The organism is Pseudomonas sp. DWP2-2 (assembly GCF_049897065.1).
Classification (GTDB): Bacteria; Pseudomonadota; Gammaproteobacteria; order Pseudomonadales; family Pseudomonadaceae; genus Aquipseudomonas; species Aquipseudomonas paracarnis.
In genome coordinates, this window is the sequence record NZ_JAFCVN010000011.1 from 32,476 (window position 1) to 48,260 (window position 15,785).

General features: G+C 59.4%; 17 protein-coding genes. 12 read left to right on the plus strand and 5 right to left on the minus strand.

The annotated features are described in order from the left end of the window. Window positions 1-47: 47 nt before the first annotated feature. The 9 genes from iolD to ACP7CZ_RS21235 all read left to right on the plus strand — a co-directional run bounded on the left by iolD (window position 48) and on the right by ACP7CZ_RS21235 (window position 9,342). Window positions 48-1,979, plus strand: a complete 1,932-nt coding sequence (gene iolD / locus ACP7CZ_RS21195) for a 3D-(3,5/4)-trihydroxycyclohexane-1,2-dione acylhydrolase (decyclizing) (protein ID WP_294157141.1) — start codon at window positions 48-50, stop codon at window positions 1,977-1,979. Between the two features lie 19 nt (window positions 1,980-1,998). Beyond that, complete coding sequence (locus ACP7CZ_RS21200) at window positions 1,999-3,009, plus strand: Gfo/Idh/MocA family protein (protein WP_072447792.1); 1,011 nt, start codon at window positions 1,999-2,001, stop codon at window positions 3,007-3,009. Between the two features lie 150 nt (window positions 3,010-3,159). Further along, a complete protein-coding gene (locus ACP7CZ_RS21205) occupies window positions 3,160-4,188 on the plus strand; it encodes a Gfo/Idh/MocA family protein (RefSeq protein WP_054897784.1) in 1,029 nt (342 codons plus the stop codon). Window positions 4,189-4,314: 126 nt separating this feature from the next. Next, window positions 4,315-4,491, plus strand: coding sequence for a hypothetical protein (locus tag ACP7CZ_RS21210; RefSeq protein WP_003191673.1), 177 nt, complete (start codon window positions 4,315-4,317; stop codon window positions 4,489-4,491). 49 nt (window positions 4,492-4,540) lie between these two features. After that, complete coding sequence (locus ACP7CZ_RS21215) at window positions 4,541-5,476, plus strand: sugar ABC transporter substrate-binding protein (RefSeq protein WP_294157148.1); 936 nt, start codon at window positions 4,541-4,543, stop codon at window positions 5,474-5,476. A 64-nt stretch (window positions 5,477-5,540) separates the two neighbouring features. Continuing rightward, entirely contained in the window at window positions 5,541-7,094 is a 1,554-nt protein-coding gene (locus ACP7CZ_RS21220; protein WP_034125691.1) for a sugar ABC transporter ATP-binding protein, read from the plus strand. Between the two features lie 26 nt (window positions 7,095-7,120). Continuing rightward, window positions 7,121-8,143: an ABC transporter permease gene (locus tag ACP7CZ_RS21225; RefSeq protein ID WP_003191668.1), complete on the plus strand. Its 1,023-nt coding sequence runs from the start codon at window positions 7,121-7,123 to the stop codon at window positions 8,141-8,143. A 433-nt stretch (window positions 8,144-8,576) separates the two neighbouring features. Then, window positions 8,577-8,981 (plus strand): TraR/DksA family transcriptional regulator, encoded by a 405-nt coding sequence (locus tag ACP7CZ_RS21230; RefSeq protein ID WP_003191666.1) that lies wholly within the window; start codon window positions 8,577-8,579, stop codon window positions 8,979-8,981. A 157-nt stretch (window positions 8,982-9,138) separates the two neighbouring features. Next, a complete protein-coding gene (locus tag ACP7CZ_RS21235) occupies window positions 9,139-9,342 on the plus strand; it encodes a hypothetical protein (protein ID WP_034125690.1) in 204 nt (67 codons plus the stop codon). On the opposite strand, the gene ACP7CZ_RS21240 is transcribed toward ACP7CZ_RS21235, so the two are convergent. From ACP7CZ_RS21240 to ACP7CZ_RS21250, 3 genes are all read right to left on the minus strand, one after another. Then, entirely contained in the window at window positions 9,343-9,585 is a 243-nt protein-coding gene (locus ACP7CZ_RS21240; protein ID WP_034125689.1) for a DUF2789 domain-containing protein, read from the minus strand. 68 nt (window positions 9,586-9,653) lie between these two features. Continuing rightward, complete coding sequence (locus ACP7CZ_RS21245; protein WP_034125688.1) at window positions 9,654-9,884, minus strand: hypothetical protein; 231 nt, start codon at window positions 9,882-9,884, stop codon at window positions 9,654-9,656. A 110-nt stretch (window positions 9,885-9,994) separates the two neighbouring features. Continuing rightward, entirely contained in the window at window positions 9,995-10,270 is a 276-nt protein-coding gene (locus ACP7CZ_RS21250) for a hypothetical protein (protein ID WP_032872432.1), read from the minus strand. Between the two features lie 394 nt (window positions 10,271-10,664). Here ACP7CZ_RS21250 and ACP7CZ_RS21255 point away from each other — a divergent pair, with 394 nt between their 5' ends. Together ACP7CZ_RS21255 and ACP7CZ_RS21260 are read left to right on the plus strand one after the other, a co-directional pair. Continuing rightward, entirely contained in the window at window positions 10,665-11,114 is a 450-nt protein-coding gene (locus ACP7CZ_RS21255; RefSeq protein ID WP_052199932.1) for a hypothetical protein, read from the plus strand. A gap of 131 nt (window positions 11,115-11,245) precedes the next feature. Further along, window positions 11,246-12,253: an ABC transporter substrate-binding protein gene (locus tag ACP7CZ_RS21260; protein ID WP_054918511.1), complete on the plus strand. Its 1,008-nt coding sequence runs from the start codon at window positions 11,246-11,248 to the stop codon at window positions 12,251-12,253. 156 nt (window positions 12,254-12,409) lie between these two features. Here the strand turns inward: ACP7CZ_RS21260 and ACP7CZ_RS21265 are convergent, their stop codons facing one another. Together ACP7CZ_RS21265 and ACP7CZ_RS21270 are read right to left on the minus strand one after the other, a co-directional pair. Next, window positions 12,410-14,536, minus strand: a complete 2,127-nt coding sequence (locus tag ACP7CZ_RS21265; RefSeq protein ID WP_294157420.1) for a TonB-dependent receptor — start codon at window positions 14,534-14,536, stop codon at window positions 12,410-12,412. Window positions 14,537-14,627: 91 nt separating this feature from the next. Beyond that, window positions 14,628-15,017, minus strand: a complete 390-nt coding sequence (locus ACP7CZ_RS21270) for a DUF2946 domain-containing protein (RefSeq protein WP_060763661.1) — start codon at window positions 15,015-15,017, stop codon at window positions 14,628-14,630. A 93-nt stretch (window positions 15,018-15,110) separates the two neighbouring features. Between ACP7CZ_RS21270 and ACP7CZ_RS21275 the strand changes: the two genes are divergently transcribed. Next, window positions 15,111-15,548 carry a DUF3995 domain-containing protein gene (locus ACP7CZ_RS21275; protein ID WP_034125683.1) on the plus strand — a complete coding sequence of 146 codons (438 nt, stop codon included), beginning with the start codon at window positions 15,111-15,113 and terminating at the stop codon, window positions 15,546-15,548. Window positions 15,549-15,785 lie beyond the last annotated feature (237 nt).

The window sequence follows — 15,785 nt, forward strand, 5'->3', positions numbered from 1 at the left end:
TGGATCGGTGTTGAACATTCCAATTGCATTCATACAAGGTGCAAGTGATGACCACAACAAGATTGACCATGGCCCAGGCCCTGGTGAAGTTCCTGGACAACCAATACATCGAAGTCGATGGCGTACAGAGCAAGTTTGTCGCCGGGGTGTTCACTATTTTCGGGCATGGCAATGTGTTGGGCCTTGGCCAGGCCTTGGAGCAGGGCAGCGGCGACCTGGTGGTGCATCAGGGCCGCAATGAGCAAGGCATGGCCCACGCCGCCATCGGGTTCGCCAAGCAGCACCTGCGCCGCAAGATCTATGCGTGCACGGCCTCGGTCGGGCCGGGCGCGGCCAATATGCTCACCGCCGCAGCGACTGCCACCGCCAACCGCATCCCGTTGCTGCTCTTGCCCGGCGATGTCTATGCCAGCCGTCAGCCCGACCCGGTTTTGCAGCAGATCGAGCAGTTCCACGACCTGAGCATCAGCACCAACGATGCCTTCCGCTCCGTGAGCAAATACTGGGACCGCATCAACCGCCCCGAGCAACTGATGACCGCGGCGATCCATGCCATGCGCGTGCTGACCGACCCGGCTGAAACCGGCGCGGTGACCCTGGCCTTGCCCCAGGATGTACAAGCCGAAGCCTGGGACTACCCCGACTATTTTCTGCAAAAACGCGTGCACCGCATCGACCGACGCCCGGCCACCAGCGCCATGATCGGTGACGCGCTGGCTGCGTTTCGCGGCAAGCGCAAGCCGCTGATCATTTGCGGCGGCGGGGTCAAATACTCCGGCGCCAACCAGGCACTGCAAGCCTTTGCCGAGCGTTTCGATATTCCTTTCGCGGAAACCCAGGCGGGCAAGAGCGCCGTGGTGTCCAGCCATCCGCTGAACGTCGGCGGCATCGGCGAAACCGGCTGCCTGGCGGCTAACCTGCTGGCGCCTGAGGCGGACTTGATCATCGGTGTCGGCACCCGTTATACCGACTTCACCACCTCCTCAAAATCGCTGTTCAAGCACCCCGAGGTGAAGTTTCTCAACCTCAATATAAGCCCCTGCGATGCGTTGAAGCTGGACGGCGTGCAAGTGCTGGCCGATGCAAAAGTCGCCCTTGAAGCACTGGCCGATGCCCTGGGCGATTACCGTTCGGGCTGGGGCGAGCAGATCGCCGACGCCAAGGCGCAACTCGACGCTGAAGTGGACCGCGTGCATCAGGTGCACTACCAGGGCGATGAGTTTGTCCCCGAAGTCGACGACCACCTGGACCGTGCCGTGCTGCGGGAATTCATCGAGCTGACCGGTTCGTGCCTGACCCAGAGCGCTGTGCTCGGCGTGCTCAATGCACGCCTGGCCGATGACGCAATCATCGTGGCCGCCGCTGGCAGCCTGCCCGGCGATTTGCAGCGTGCCTGGCGCAGCAAGGGCGTCAACACCTACCACGTCGAGTATGGCTATTCATGCATGGGCTACGAGATCAATGCCGCCCTGGGCGTGAAGCTGGCCGAGCCGAGCAAGGAGGTGTACGCCCTGGTCGGCGATGGCTCCTACATGATGCTGCACTCGGAGCTGGCCACTTCGATCCAGGAGCGCCGCAAGATCAACGTGGTGCTGTTGGACAACATGGCGTTCGGTTGCATCAACAACCTGCAGATTGGCAATGGCATGGACAGCTTCGGCACCGAGTTCCGCTACCGCAACCCCGAGAGCGGCAAGCTCGACGGTGGCCTGGTGCCAGTGGACTTCGCCATGAGCGCAGCGGCCTACGGTTGCAAGACCTACAAGGTCAGCACGCTGGAACAGCTGGAAGCGGCGTTGGCGGATGCCCGCACGCAAAGCGTCTCCACGTTGATCGATATCAAGGTGCTGCCCAAGACCATGATCCACGGCTACCTGTCGTGGTGGCGGGTGGGTGTGGCGCAAGTGTCCACCAGTGAACGTACGAATGCAGCGGCAAAAAAACTCAATGAACACCTGGCCCAGGCCCGGCAGTACTAACAACAAGAGGAGTGTTTGCATGTCTTTGAAACTTGGAGTGATTGGTACGGGCGCCATTGGCCGGGACCATATTCGTCGTTGCAGCCAGGCCTTGCTCAACAGCCAGGTGGTGGCCGTCACCGATATCAACCTTGAGCAGGCGGCCCAGGTGGTGGCGGACTTGAAGCTGGACGCCGAGGTGTACCCGGACGGCCATGCATTGATCAACGCGCCAGAGGTCGAAGCGGTACTGGTGACGTCCTGGGGGCCGAGCCACGAAGAGTTTGTGCTGGCCGCGATTGCTGCCGGCAAACCGGTGTTCTGTGAAAAACCGCTGGCGGTGACGGCCGAGGGCTGCCGCAACATTGTCGAGGCCGAAGTGGCACACGGTAAGCGCCTGGTCCAGGTGGGTTTCATGCGCCCGTACGACCAAGGCTATCGTGCCCTCAAGTCGGTGATCGACAGCGGCCAGATTGGCGAGCCGTTAATGCTGCACTGCGCGCACCGTAACCCCACGGTGGGCGAGAACTACAACACCGGCATGGCGATCACCGACACCCTGATCCATGAGTTGGACGTGCTGCGTTGGCTGCTCAACGACGACTACGTGTCCGTGCAGGTGGTGTTCCCGCGCAAGACCAGCAAGGCGCTGGCGCACCTGCGCGACCCGCAGATCGTGCTGCTGGAAACTGCCAAAGGCACGCGTATCGACGTGGAAGTGTTTGTGAACTGCCAATACGGCTACGACATCCAGTGCGAAGTGGTAGGGGAGAGCGGCATCGCCAGGTTGCCGGAACCATCTCAGGTGCAACTGCGCAGCGACGCGAAGCTGTCCAACGCAATCCTGATGGATTGGAAGGATAGGTTTATCGGTGCCTATGACGTGGAGTTGCAGGCGTTTATCGACAGCGTGCTGGCCGGGCAGGTCGGCGGGCCGTCGGCCTGGGATGGGTTTGCGGCGGCGGTGGCGGCGGATGCGTGTATTGAAGCCCAGGGCAGTGGGCAGATTGTGAAAGTCAGCCTGCCGGATCGCCCGCGCTTCTACGGCTAACTCACTGCAGAAAAGTGGTTGACACTGTGGGAGCTGGCTTGCCTGCGATAGCGGTCTATCAGTGACAGATTGATTGCCTGACTCACTGCTATCGCAGGCAAGCCAGCTCCCACAGTTGATTGGGTTTCCAAATCAATTCTGGAGTTGAACATGCGAATCGGACTAGTGGGCTACGGCCACGGCGGACGCTTTTTTCATGCGCCGTTGATCGCCACCCTGCCTGGCGCCACCTTTGTCGGCGTGGTGACGCGTTCACCCGAACGTCGCAAGCAACTGAGTACTGACCTTCCGGGTGTCAAAGCCTTCGACTCCATCGGCCAGATCGTCGAAGCCGGCGTCGATGCCCTGGTGATTTCCACCACCCTCAAAGGTCGCCCGGCCCTGGTGCTGGAAGCCATCGAGCACGGGGTGGCGGTGGTCAGCGATAAACCCTTTGCCGCCAACGCCGAACAAGCCCAGGCCCTGATTACCGCTGCCGAACGTCAGGGCTCGTTGCTCAGTGTTTATCAGAATCGGCGCTGGGATTCGGATTACCTGACCCTGCGCAAACTGATCGACGCTGGCGCCCTGGGCACCATCACCCGCTTTGAATCCCGTGTGGAACGTTACAGTCCGCAGGCCGTGGGCAATGCCAGCGGTGGAGGATGGCTGCGTGACCTGGGCAGCCATCTGGTGGACCAGGCGTTGCAACTGTTCGGCCCGGTGGAGCGGGTGTTCGCTCAATTGCACTACACACCAGAACATCCCACGGTGGACCACGGCTTCTTTGTCTCCCTCACCCATGCCAATGGCGTGATTTCGCACCTGTGGGGCAACGCGTTGCAGAACAGCCAGGCGCCGCGATTTCGCGTCAGTGGCAGCCTGGGCTGCTACACCGTCGACGGATTGGATGGCCAGGAAGAAGCGCTGCTGGCCGGCAAGTCACCGAAAACCGAAGGTGAACACTGGGGCGCCGAGGAGCATCGGCGCTGGGGCTGGTTTGAGCAAGGGCCGGAGCGTGAGCGGGTGCCGTCGGAGAAGGGCTGCTGGCCCCAATTCTATCGGCAGTTGCAAGCGGCCGTGGTGGGGCAGGGACCGCTGCCGGTCAATGCCTATGACGCCCTGGAAACCACCCGTATATTGGACGCCGCGCGCCTGAGTGCCGAGCGTCAGCAGGTGGTTTCGACGAAAATAGAATAAAATTCTAAAACAGGTTGATATGGAAATTATTTTCTAATACAGTCTTTTCCAGGTTGCATAAAGTACGTCCCGGAACCTACGGGCGACTCAACAAAAACAAGATCAAAAACAACCAGGTACCGTCAGATGAAAATCTTCAACGCTGTACTGCGAGTTTTACGCCCCCTCCAAGCGCCACGCGGACTGCCCCGCGCCCGGCCGTTCTACTTCTCCTTCCTGAATGTGCTGTGCGTCGAAAACCAGGGCGCGCTGGTGTGCTGCATTCCAGGCGCGCCGGTGGTGCGACTGACAGCCGAGTCCTGATCAACGCAACGTCGAAAAAAACCAACAAGAAAGTGGAGACAGACCGTTCATGAAGACCCCGATTCGTTTTACCGCCCTGGCCTTGTCCATGCTGCTGGCCAGCGGTGTGGCCTGCGCCGCCGATCTCAAGGTGGGCGTGACGATGTCCGCGTTCGATGACACCTTCCTCACCTACCTGCGCGAGGACATGGACAAGCAAGCCAAGTCCTATCCAAAAGGTGATGGCGTGCAACTGCAATTCGAAGATGCCCGCGCCGATGTGGTCAAGCAATTGAGCCAGGTCGAGAACTTCATCAGCCAGAAGGTCGACGCGATTATCGTCAACCCGGTCGATACCGCGTCGACCAAGAACATCATCAGTGCCGCCACCAAGGCGGGTATACCGCTGGTGTTCGTCAACCGCCGCCCCGACCAGAAAGACTTGCCCAAGGACGTGGTGGCCGTGACCTCCGATGACGTCGAGGCCGGCCGCCTGCAAATGCAATACATCGCCGAAAAACTCGGCGGGAAGGGCAAGATCGTGATCCTTTTGGGTGACCTGGCGAACAACTCCACCACCAATCGCACCAAGGGCGTGAAGGAAGTGCTGGCCAAGTACCCGGACATCAAGATCGAGCAGGAACAGACCGGCATTTGGTTGCGTGACAGGGGCATGACCCTGGTCAACGACTGGCTGACCCAGGGCCGGGAGTTCAATGCGGTGCTGGCCAACAACGATGAGATGGCGATCGGGGCGTCCATGGCCCTGAGATCGGCCGGCAAGGAAAAAGGCAGCGTGTTGATTGCCGGTGTCGACGGCACGCCCGATGGCTTGAACGCGATCACCAAGGGCGACATGACCGTGTCGGCCTTCCAGGACGCCAAGGGCCAGGCGGTAGGTTCGGTGGAGGCAGCGCGCAAGATGGCCAAGAAGGAGCCGGTCGAGCAGAACGTGGTGATCCCGTTCCAGTTGATCACCCCGGACAACGTCAAAGACTTCAAGTAGCCCCAACACAACAACAAAAGCTGGCAGGGCGGTCACGGCCGCCCTGCAGATGGAGTACCTCCCTATGCTTGCTCAAGCCGCCACGTCTCAGCCCGCCGCCCACCCGGCGCTGGCGCTGGACGAACCCTACCTGCTGGAAATCCTCAACATCAGCAAAGGCTTTCCCGGTGTCGTGGCCCTGGACGATGTGCAGCTGCGGGTGCGCCCCGGCACGGTGCTGGCGTTGATGGGCGAGAACGGTGCGGGCAAGTCGACGCTGATGAAGATCATCGCCGGCATCTACCAGCCCGACGCCGGCGAAATTCGCCTGCGTGGCAAGCCGATCACCTTTGAAACGCCGCTGGCCGCGCAAAAGGCCGGGATCGCGATGATCCACCAGGAACTCAACCTGATGCCCCATATGAGCATCGCCGAGAACATCTGGATAGGCCGCGAACAGCTCAACAGCCTGCACATGGTCAACCACCGCGAAATGCACCGCTGCACCGCCGAGTTGCTGGCGCGCCTGCGCATCAACCTCGACCCCGAAGAACAGGTCGGCAACCTGAGCATTGCCGAACGGCAGATGGTCGAGATTGCCAAGGCAGTGTCCTACGACTCCGACATCCTGATCATGGATGAACCCACCTCGGCCATTACCGACAAGGAAGTGGCCCACCTGTTTTCGATCATTGCCGACCTCAAGTCCCAGGGCAAAGGCATCGTCTATATCACCCACAAGATGAACGAAGTGTTCGCCATCGCCGATGAAGTGGCGGTGTTCCGCGACGGCCAATACATCGGCTTGCAACGGGCCGACAGCATGAACAGCGACAGCCTCATCTCGATGATGGTCGGGCGTGAATTGAGCCAGCTGTTCCCGGTGCGCGAAACGCCTATTGGTGAGCTGTTACTGTCGGTGCGCGACCTGAGCCTGGACGGCGTATTCAAGGATGTATCGTTCGACCTGCACGCCGGCGAGATCCTCGGTATCGCCGGGCTGATGGGCTCCGGGCGCACCAACGTGGCGGAAACCATTTTTGGTATCACCCCAAGTTCCAGCGGGCAAATCACCCTGGACGGCAAGGCGGTGCGCATTACCGACCCGCATATGGCCATTGAGAAAGGCTTTGCGCTGTTGACCGAGGACCGCAAGCTCAGCGGCCTGTTCCCGTGCCTGTCGGTGCTGGAGAACATGGAGATGGCGGTGTTGCCGCACTATTCGGGCAACGGTTTTATCCAGCAGAAAGCCTTGCGTGCCCTGTGTGAAGACATGTGCAAGAAGCTGCGGGTGAAAACCCCGTCACTGGAGCAATGCATCGACACCTTGTCCGGCGGTAATCAGCAAAAGGCCTTGCTGGCGCGCTGGCTGATGACCAACCCACGCTTGCTGATCCTGGATGAGCCGACGCGTGGTATCGATGTGGGCGCCAAGGCTGAGATCTATCGCTTGATCGCCTTCCTCGCCAGCGAGGGCATGGCGGTGATCATGATTTCTTCCGAACTGCCCGAAGTGCTCGGCATGAGCGACCGGGTGATGGTGATGCACGAAGGTGAACTGATGGGCACCCTGGATCGCGCCGAGGCGACCCAGGAAAAAGTCATGCAGTTGGCTTCCGGGATGACCGCAGTCCACTGATCTATAGAATAAGAAGGTGATGGGTTATGAACGCAATAACAGACAACAAGCCGGCAACCGCGCCGGTCAAGAACCGTCGACGCATGCCCACCGAGCTGAGTATCTTCCTGGTGCTGATCGGTATCGGCCTGGTGTTTGAATTGTTCGGTTGGATCGTGCGAGACCAGAGCTTTCTGATGAACTCCCAGCGCCTGGTGCTGATGATCCTGCAGGTGTCGATCATCGGCCTGCTGGCCATCGGTGTGACCCAGGTGATCATCACCACGGGCATCGACTTGTCGTCCGGCTCGGTGCTGGCCTTGTCAGCGATGATCGCCGCCAGCCTGGCACAGACCTCCGACTTTTCCCGGGCGGTGTTTCCGTCCCTCACCGACTTGCCGGTGTGGATCCCGGTGGCGATGGGTTTGGGCGTAGGGCTTTTAGCGGGGGCAATCAACGGCAGCATTATCGCGGTCACCGGCATCCCGCCGTTTATCGCAACCCTGGGCATGATGGTCTCGGCCCGTGGCCTGGCACGCTATTACACCGAAGGCCAGCCGGTGAGCATGCTCTCGGACTCCTACACAGCGATCGGCCATGGCGCGATGCCGGTGATTATCTTCCTGGTGGTGGCGGTAATCTTCCACATTGCCCTGCGTTACACCAAGTATGGCAAGTACACCTATGCCATCGGCGGCAATATGCAGGCGGCGCGTACTTCGGGGATTAACGTCAAGCGTCACCTGATCATCGTCTATAGCATCGCCGGTCTCCTGGCGGGCCTGGCCGGCGTGGTGGCCTCGGCACGTGCAGCGACGGGGCAGGCCGGCATGGGTATGTCCTACGAGCTGGACGCGATTGCCGCCGCAGTGATCGGCGGTACCAGCCTGGCCGGTGGAGTAGGGCGCATCACCGGCACGGTGATCGGCGCGCTGATCCTTGGCGTCATGGCCAGCGGGTTTACCTTTGTCGGGGTGGATGCGTATATCCAGGACATCATCAAGGGCCTGATCATCGTGGTGGCGGTGGTGATCGATCAATACCGCAACAAGCGCAAGCTCAAGCGCTGAGTACCTGCCCTTGTAGGAGCGAGCTTGTGTGGCGAGCAAGCTTGCTTGCGGCGGGCGAAGCCCCCCCAAAAAGCCGGAGACTGCTGCGCAGTCGGCGGGAGCAAGCTCCCTCGCCACAGCAAGCTCGCGCCTACAGGGGATCAGGCACTTTCAACCGTTTGTCTTCTATATAGCTCCACAACACTGAATTTCTTGCTATAAACGCACTCCGATGACCGTTCGCCAAGCCCGTCCTGGTGCTTTTGGGGGTTGATCGGGAAAAAATGCCTGTCTTTTCAGTTGCTGCGCCCTCAAGTCGGCCTTAGACTGCCGCCCCTCGTAAATTGAGTGCCGGGTGGCGCTTGGAATGGATGGCGCCCTTCCGAGACCTGCACAGGTCGGCCGGAACGCTCCCTAATTCGCCTTAATGCACGTATTTTTTATAGAGAAATCAATGACAAAGGAAAAGTTGCTGGCCATGCCGGCGGATGACTACATGAATGCCGAACAGCACGCTTTTTTCGAGAAGTTGCTGCAAGACATGAAGGTGGAGCACCACGAGCGCATTGAGCAGAACCGTATCGCCATTGAGAGCCTGGACACCCCGGCCGACCCGGCTGACGCGGCTTCTGTCGAAGAAGAGCGCACCTGGCTGGTAAACGCCATTGACCGCGACCAGCGCATGCTGCCGCAACTTGAGCGTGCTCTGGAACGCATCAAGGAAGATTCCTTTGGCTGGTGTGACGACAGCGGCGAGCCTATCGGCCTCAAGCGCCTGCTGATCAGTCCTACCACCAAGTACTGCATCGAAGCGCAAGAGCGCCACGAGCAGATCGACAAGCACCAGCGTCAAGCCTGATGCGGTGAAGGGGGCGGCTCTCTAGCTGGCCGCCCTGGATCGGCATTGTTGCTGTTTATGCAATGAAGCTATTCCGTGGATAGCTTTTTCCAACTGGAATAAAGCCGTAGCATGGCCAACATTGTTAGCCAGCTAACTAATGCTGCGGAGAAGCTCCATGCAAAACAAAGTCGATGTGGCCGTAATGATCGGCAGTGGCGTACCCCAAACCCTGCGAGCCCTGGGCCAGCGAGCTTGCTGGGTGGTGTTGCTCAACGGTGAGCAGCGCGGCACTGCATTCGCCAGCCGGGACGAGGCGCAGGAATGCCAGGCTGCCTGGCAAGCGCTATTGCGCAGGGAAGCGTCAGACAGCCTGCATTGATCAAGCGCGGGGAGGCTCATGCAGCAACGCATTGAGGTCATCCACTGCGGGAGCCCATTCTGCGTCGACCTGCAATTGTTCCCTGAGGAAGTTCGCCTGCTGTTCGCTCCAGAATGGCGCGTCGATGAGTTTTACATCATCGGGCAGTCGATGTTCGGCGGTAAAACGTTCGATGGCTTCCTGGCTGGAATCCAGCCCCAGTTGTTCGAACAGGGTTTCAAGGGTTGGGGTGGTGGTGTCCATAGCGTTCTCCATGCGGGCTTATCGTCATGCATGTGAGGGGCAGGGCACGCCAGAGTTCTATCGGATTGTCAGGTATTGAGCGCGCCGCAATCCACGGCGGTTTTCAGTGCCTTGGCCGCCTCTTTGCCAGCCACGGCCGCTGCGTCGGCGGTTTTGAACCAGCGGTCTTTCTCCACCTGGTGCGCGGTGACCTTGTTCAGCGGTGGTTTTGCTCGCATGATGATGACCGCTTGAAACTCACCGTCTACTTCCCTCGCATCGCCGTGGATAATAAATTCGCCAATATCAAATTCCGTCACGTATGGCTTTCCCTTCAAGGTAACTGCGTTGATGAAACCTGACCCGCGGGGGGCAAACTTCCATGGACAGGCCAGTATGGCAGTTGTTGAGGGGCAGTGGCGCGGTAAAGTCATCCAGGCGACGAAACGATCCCGCCGCCTGAGGCGTATAGCTTGGCTTCAAGGGACTTGGCCAGTTCGCAGGCTTTGATGTGATCGCTGCGAAACCCCTTGATCTTGCCGCTGGGCACTTCAAGAATATGAAAAAAGTTCTTTCCTGCGGGTACAACTTGGTAAAGCACCGAATTGGAGTACCCATTCAGGTTCAGCAGGCAGTAGTATTGCTGTTCGTCGGGACATGGTGAACGAGTGTGGAAAGACGTAGCGTCGTGTTGACGTCGTTGCATGCTCAGCTCCTGTCGATCGATCCTGATAGCTTGTCTGCGTTGTTTCGGGTGGTTTTCACCCTGGTTGCTGTTCTAGTATTGTCGTCGGTAGTTCGTGACTGGTTCCATGCCCAGATGTTTTTTTGTGTTGGGGTGTCGGAAAACTGCATTTTTAATTGGGTTATTCTCTGAAGTCGGCAGACCCGTATTCTCGGGTCGTTGAACCTGTGATTTGCTGTATCGCGGTTGACTTCCCATGAGGTCCGCCGTTGAGGTTTGTACTAGCCTTACGAGTTCTCTTCAGTTTTTTAATGACTCTGTATCGTGTCGTAACGGCCATTTTTTGTGCTGTTCGCTTTGGCGGTCAGTGCTTTTTTGATGTGGGGGCGTTTCCTTGGCAGTCAGTAATCTGGATATGCACGCGTTATTCGTGCTGGGTGATTTGCGCGCAAAGTTGGTCAAGCAGTTTCAATCTCGGTTTGTCTACGTCACTGAACAGACGCCGGAAGGTATTTATATCGCCGAAATCGATACCGAAACGGCGCTGGTCGTGGACGACAAGCCACGTCTGGAACTCAAAGTAGGTGACCATTTTCGCGCAGCGGTATTACCCAGCCGCGAAGGTGGCAAGTTCGAATTGAGGTTTCGCGATATCAAGTTGACCGTCTACGGCCTCGGCGACTATGCCTTTGTGTCGTCGAACGAAGGCCAGGGTATTGTGTTCAAGGAAGGCCACAGCGTGATGCTGGTATTCGCCGCCCATGAGCAATTGCAGGAAGGGTTGACCAAGACCCTGAAGGCCGTGACTGGCAAAGCCGCCAAATGGCGCAAGGGTGAACTGGTGACCTTCAAGGCCAGCGAGTAGGCGATAAATACGCTGTGCATCTTTGTCTTTTGGAACCTCTACTACAGTTGAGTTGACTTAACTATTCAGAGGCTTCGCGCATTCGCAGCAAAGCCGTTCGCCATGACTGCGAAAACGCGAGGTGCACAGGCATGAAAGGATTGAAGTCACTGCTGGCGGCGGGCCTGACGACCCTGAGTCTGTCATTGCCGGTATCGGCTGCCCAGGCACCGGTGCATTTTGCCGACCTGAACTGGGAAAGCGGCAGCCTGATCACTGAAGTACTGCGTTTTATCGTCGAGAAGGGCTATGACCTGCCCACTGACACCTTGCCTGGTACCACCATTACCCTGGAAACCGCCCTGGCCAAGAATGACATCCAGGTGATCGGCGAGGAATGGGCAGGCCGCAGCCCGGTATGGGTCAAGGCTGAAGCCGAAGGCAAGGTGGCGGGCCTTGGCGATACCGTCAAAGGCGCGACCGAAGGCTGGTGGGTGCCGGAATACGTGGTCAAGGGTGACCCCTCCAAAGGGCTAAAACCCCTGGCTCCAGATCTGAAAAGCGTGCAGGACCTGGCGCGCTACAAGGACGTGTTCAAGGACCCTGAATCTCCGGGCAAGGGGCGTTTTCTGAACAGCCCCATTGGCTGGACCTCCGAAGTGGTCAACAAACAGAAGCTCAAGGCTTATGGCCTGGACGACAGCTATGTGAACTTCCGCAGCGGTTCGGGGGCGGCGCTGGATGCGGAGATTGCCTCGTCGATTCGCCGGGGCAAGCCCGTGCTGTTCTATTACTGGTCGCCGACCCCGTTGATGGGGCGCTATAAATTGATCCAGCTGGAAGAACCGCCATTTGATGCAGATGCGTGGAAGACCCTGACTGACGCAGACAATCCGAACCCGAAGCCGACACGCTCATTGGCTTCCAAGCTGAGCATTGGCGTGTCGACGCCGTTCCAGCAGGAACATCCACAGATTGCCCAGTTCTTCGAGAAGGTCGAGTTTCCCATCGAGCCGCTTAACAAAGCCTTGGCGACGATGAGCGAGCACCACACGCCGCCTCGGGAGGTGGCCCAGGCGTTTCTCAAGGAACATCCGCAGGTGTGGAAGGCATGGTTGACGGAAGATGTGGTGCAGAAGGTCGAGGCGAGCCTCAAGTAACCGGGGTCTTTGTATCGAGTGAAGATCAAGATGTGGGAGCTGGCTTGCCTGCGATGACTGAGTGTCAGACAACATATTTTTATGCTGACCCACCGCTATCGCAGGCAAGCCAGCTCCCACATTCAATTGCATTTCAAGTCAACGGTCGTTGCAGCGTTAGAACTTGGTCTGTACGGCCAGCTCAAAGGTCCTCGGTGATCCCAGATAATACGCCGGCGACACATGGGCAAACTCGGCATACACCTCGTTAGTCAGGTTGCGTACGCGCCCGGTTATCGAGGTATGCGCATCCACCTTATAGCGCAGGAAGGTGCCGAACAGCGTATAGGCCGGTACGGTCTGGGTGTTGGCATTGTCTGCATACACCTGGGCGACATAGCGCGCATCCACCCCACCTTGCCAATTCTCGGCAAAGTCATAGGTCAACCACAGGTTGCCCACGCGCTTGGGCACGTTGGTTGGCGTATTGCCCTTGCGCGACACCACGGCGCCGCTGGCGATTTTCTCGTTGAACTCATCGTACTGCGCGTCCACCCAGGCGAAGTTGCCTTCGGCCAATAGCCTCGGCGTGATGCGCAACGAACTGGCCAGTTCGATGCCCTTGGACGACTGCGCGCCCACCGGGATGCTGCTGGTCGGGTCCAGCGGGTCGGTGACGGCGAAGTCCTTGCGTTCGATCCTGTACGCGGCGACCGTGGCGGAACCGCGGCCCTCCAGGTAATCGAACTTGCTGCCGATTTCCCATTGCTTGCCGGTGGACACGTCGAACACCTGGGTAGTGGTGTTGGGCTGTTCGACGGCGGTGCTGTATTGCACATAGACGTTGGCGGAGGGGATGAACTGATAGGTCAGGCCCACCCGGCCCGTTACCGGCTCCCAACTGCGCTTGAAGTGTCGCGGGTTGGTGGCGGTGATCGTACGATGGTTGGTCACGTCCAGATCGATGGCGTCATAGCGCAGGCCAGTCAGCAGCGAGAGCTTATCCGTCAGTCCCAGACGGTTTTCCACGAACAGTGCCTTGGTCGTCACCTGGTTGGTCTTGTCCTTGACGAAACCTGGCCGGGTACCGGGAATATCATAGAAGTGCCCCGGGTCGTAGTGGTTCGGGTCTACGATACTTTTGCCCGGCACGTTCAACGGGCTGTTAGTGGTGCTGTTGATCTTGTACTCAAAACCGCCGGACCAAGTGGTGGCGAGGCCGAAGACGCTCGTGTCATGGCGCAGTTCGAACTGGTTGCCGTTCTGCTCGCCCTGATGCCGCACCTGATAGGCCGTCGAGCGGTTCACCGCGCTGTTGTCGGCGTTGTATTGGTAGGTCTCCAGGTTGCGGTAGTCGCGCTGGCTGTCGAGGTGGTAGAGGGTATTTTTCAGTGTGGTGCTGTCGTTGATCCGGTAGTCGATGATCGAGCGTGCCCAGATCGTGCGTTGCTCATAACGGCCGTCGGCTACGTTGTAGTTATTGAAGCGGTTGTGCTTGTCGATCTTCAGCTCACCGGCCTTGGGGTTGAGCACCGGCGTGCCCCAGTACGGGCTGTCTTCATGTTCGTCCTGATACTCCAGGGCCAGGGTGTGGGACAGGTTCGGGGTGAGGTCGCTGAGCAGGGAAAACGCCACGCTCCAGGCATCGCGCTGGTCGCGGTCGATGTAGCTGTGATTGGTGTTGCGGCTCACATCCAGCCGGGCGTAGTGCTGCACCTCGGCGCCGGGTTCGGTCAGCGCATGGTTGAGGCCGAACGCCATACCGGCGGTGTCGTAACTGCCATAGCTCAGTTGGCCCTCGATGGCCTGTTCCTCGCGGCTTGCCAGCTTGGTCACGTAGTTCAGCGAGCCACCCACTGAGCCTGCGCCGTTGATCAGGGAGGAGGGGCCGCCTACCAGTTCGACGCGGTCATAGATCCACGCATCCACCGGTCGCGCCAGGCCCGAGGCGACATTGATGCCGTTGAACATCTGGGTGATCTGGCTGCTGGTAAACCCTCGGTAGGAGACAAACCCGCCAAACCCAGGCGGCGCGCTGGCGTTGACGCCGGGCAGGGTATTGGCCGCATCACGGAAGGTCTTGGCGCCGTGGCGCTCGATATCGTTGCGGTTAGCAATGGCCACCGACGCCGGCGTTTCCCGCACGCTCAGGCCCAGGCGCGAGGCCATGCCGCTGGATTGGTCCAGGGCCAGCCCAGGCTCGGCACTTTGCTCGCCGTCAATGGTGGTTGGCGCCAACTCAAGGGCCGAGGCGCAAACAGGCAGGCAGCCGAACAGGCCCGCCAACAGGGGTAAATGTTTCATGGTTGAATCCTGAAAACTTGGCTCGAAAACAACGCACTGCTCCCCGTACTCCTTACGGAAACGAAGCGGTGCAGATCAGAACGCGCAGGGATCAGGCGAAGGCAGGTGGCGCGCGCGGATTAGCCGCAGGCCAGGTGAAGCGGGCGGGAATGTCGGCGGCGAGCACCACCGCTGCGGGCGGCGCATGGGGTTGCGGCAGGACTGCCACATTCAGGTGGGAGTTGAGCGCCGGGCCCATGCCGCCGGTAGAGCAAAGCGGGCAACCAAACGCCTTCGACAGCGTTGGCAGGCTCTCATCCGTAGAATTGCTGGGCAGGGGCGCCTGGGTACGTGGGTCCACCGTACAGAACTGGCCGCTGATGCCGTTGAGCTGCATCCCCACGATTTGCCCATGACCAATGCTGCAGGCGAACACATTGAACAGGACGCAGCAGTAGAGCGTCCAGGCAATGAGTGAGCGGTCGGCACGGGCGAGTTTCATGGGGCGGCACTTTATCATCAGCGACCGACGAAATGCCTGCAAAAAAACTCAGGGCGGCTATCCTCATGCGCACATTTTTGTGGAGCGCCGACCATGAGCTTTGTGATTGCGCGGTGGATCGTCGGGGTATTTACCTTCATCAGCATGGTGCACCTGTATTGGGCTGCGGGTGGCAAGCTCGGCAGCCTGGCCGCTATCCCGCAACTGCCCGGAGAGTTTGCCAGCGGGCCGCGACCGGCGTTCAAGCCGTCGGCTCTGGGTACTTTTCTGGTGGCGATGGGGCTGGTGGCGATTGCCTTGCTCGTGTGTCTGCGCGCCGGGCTGTATTTCTCGCCGGTGTCCCACGGGGCGTTGCAGTGGGGTATCAGCGCGATTGCCGTGCTGATGTTTGCCCGGGCGATTGGGGATTCGGAGCTGGTGGGGTTTTTCAAGAAGGTCGGCGGGTCGAGGTTTGCTCGCCTGGATACCTATTTCTATTCGCCGTTGTGCCTGGTGTTGGGCGCCGGCTTGCTGGTGGTGGCGTGGAGCTGAGCCTGAGCCCACAGATACCTGGCTGACACCGCGCAATCCAAATGTGGGGGCTGGCTTGCCTGCGATGCAGACACCTCGGTCTACCAGCCAAACCGGGTTGATCCCTTCGCAGGCAAGCCAGCTCCCACCTTCAACCACGCTCGACAGGTAAGCCCGAGCGCCACCAAGCCCCTGTGGCCGCCATTTGATTCACCTCCAAGTATTTCCCAGACAAAAACACACCCCCCGGTTTTATAG

Bases quoted from the DNA above. Each gene is read 5' to 3' on its own strand.
- iolD (WP_294157141.1), top strand. From the start codon at position 48: ATGACCACAACAAGATTGACCATGGCCCAGGCCCTGGTGAAGTTCCTG.
- ACP7CZ_RS21200 (WP_072447792.1), top strand. From the start codon at position 1,999: ATGTCTTTGAAACTTGGAGTGATTGGTACGGGCGCCATTGGCCGGGAC.
- ACP7CZ_RS21205 (WP_054897784.1), top strand. From the start codon at position 3,160: ATGCGAATCGGACTAGTGGGCTACGGCCACGGCGGACGCTTTTTTCAT.
- ACP7CZ_RS21210 (WP_003191673.1), top strand. From the start codon at position 4,315: ATGAAAATCTTCAACGCTGTACTGCGAGTTTTACGCCCCCTCCAAGCG.
- ACP7CZ_RS21215 (WP_294157148.1), top strand. From the start codon at position 4,541: ATGAAGACCCCGATTCGTTTTACCGCCCTGGCCTTGTCCATGCTGCTG.
- ACP7CZ_RS21220 (WP_034125691.1), top strand. From the start codon at position 5,541: ATGCTTGCTCAAGCCGCCACGTCTCAGCCCGCCGCCCACCCGGCGCTG.
- ACP7CZ_RS21225 (WP_003191668.1), top strand. From the start codon at position 7,121: ATGAACGCAATAACAGACAACAAGCCGGCAACCGCGCCGGTCAAGAAC.
- ACP7CZ_RS21230 (WP_003191666.1), top strand. From the start codon at position 8,577: ATGACAAAGGAAAAGTTGCTGGCCATGCCGGCGGATGACTACATGAAT.
- ACP7CZ_RS21235 (WP_034125690.1), top strand. From the start codon at position 9,139: ATGCAAAACAAAGTCGATGTGGCCGTAATGATCGGCAGTGGCGTACCC.
- ACP7CZ_RS21240 (WP_034125689.1), bottom strand. From the start codon at position 9,585: ATGGACACCACCACCCCAACCCTTGAAACCCTGTTCGAACAACTGGGG.
- ACP7CZ_RS21250 (WP_032872432.1), bottom strand. From the start codon at position 10,270: ATGCAACGACGTCAACACGACGCTACGTCTTTCCACACTCGTTCACCA.
- ACP7CZ_RS21255 (WP_052199932.1), top strand. From the start codon at position 10,665: ATGCACGCGTTATTCGTGCTGGGTGATTTGCGCGCAAAGTTGGTCAAG.
- ACP7CZ_RS21260 (WP_054918511.1), top strand. From the start codon at position 11,246: ATGAAAGGATTGAAGTCACTGCTGGCGGCGGGCCTGACGACCCTGAGT.
- ACP7CZ_RS21265 (WP_294157420.1), bottom strand. From the start codon at position 14,536: ATGAAACATTTACCCCTGTTGGCGGGCCTGTTCGGCTGCCTGCCTGTT.
- ACP7CZ_RS21270 (WP_060763661.1), bottom strand. From the start codon at position 15,017: ATGAAACTCGCCCGTGCCGACCGCTCACTCATTGCCTGGACGCTCTAC.
- ACP7CZ_RS21275 (WP_034125683.1), top strand. From the start codon at position 15,111: ATGAGCTTTGTGATTGCGCGGTGGATCGTCGGGGTATTTACCTTCATC.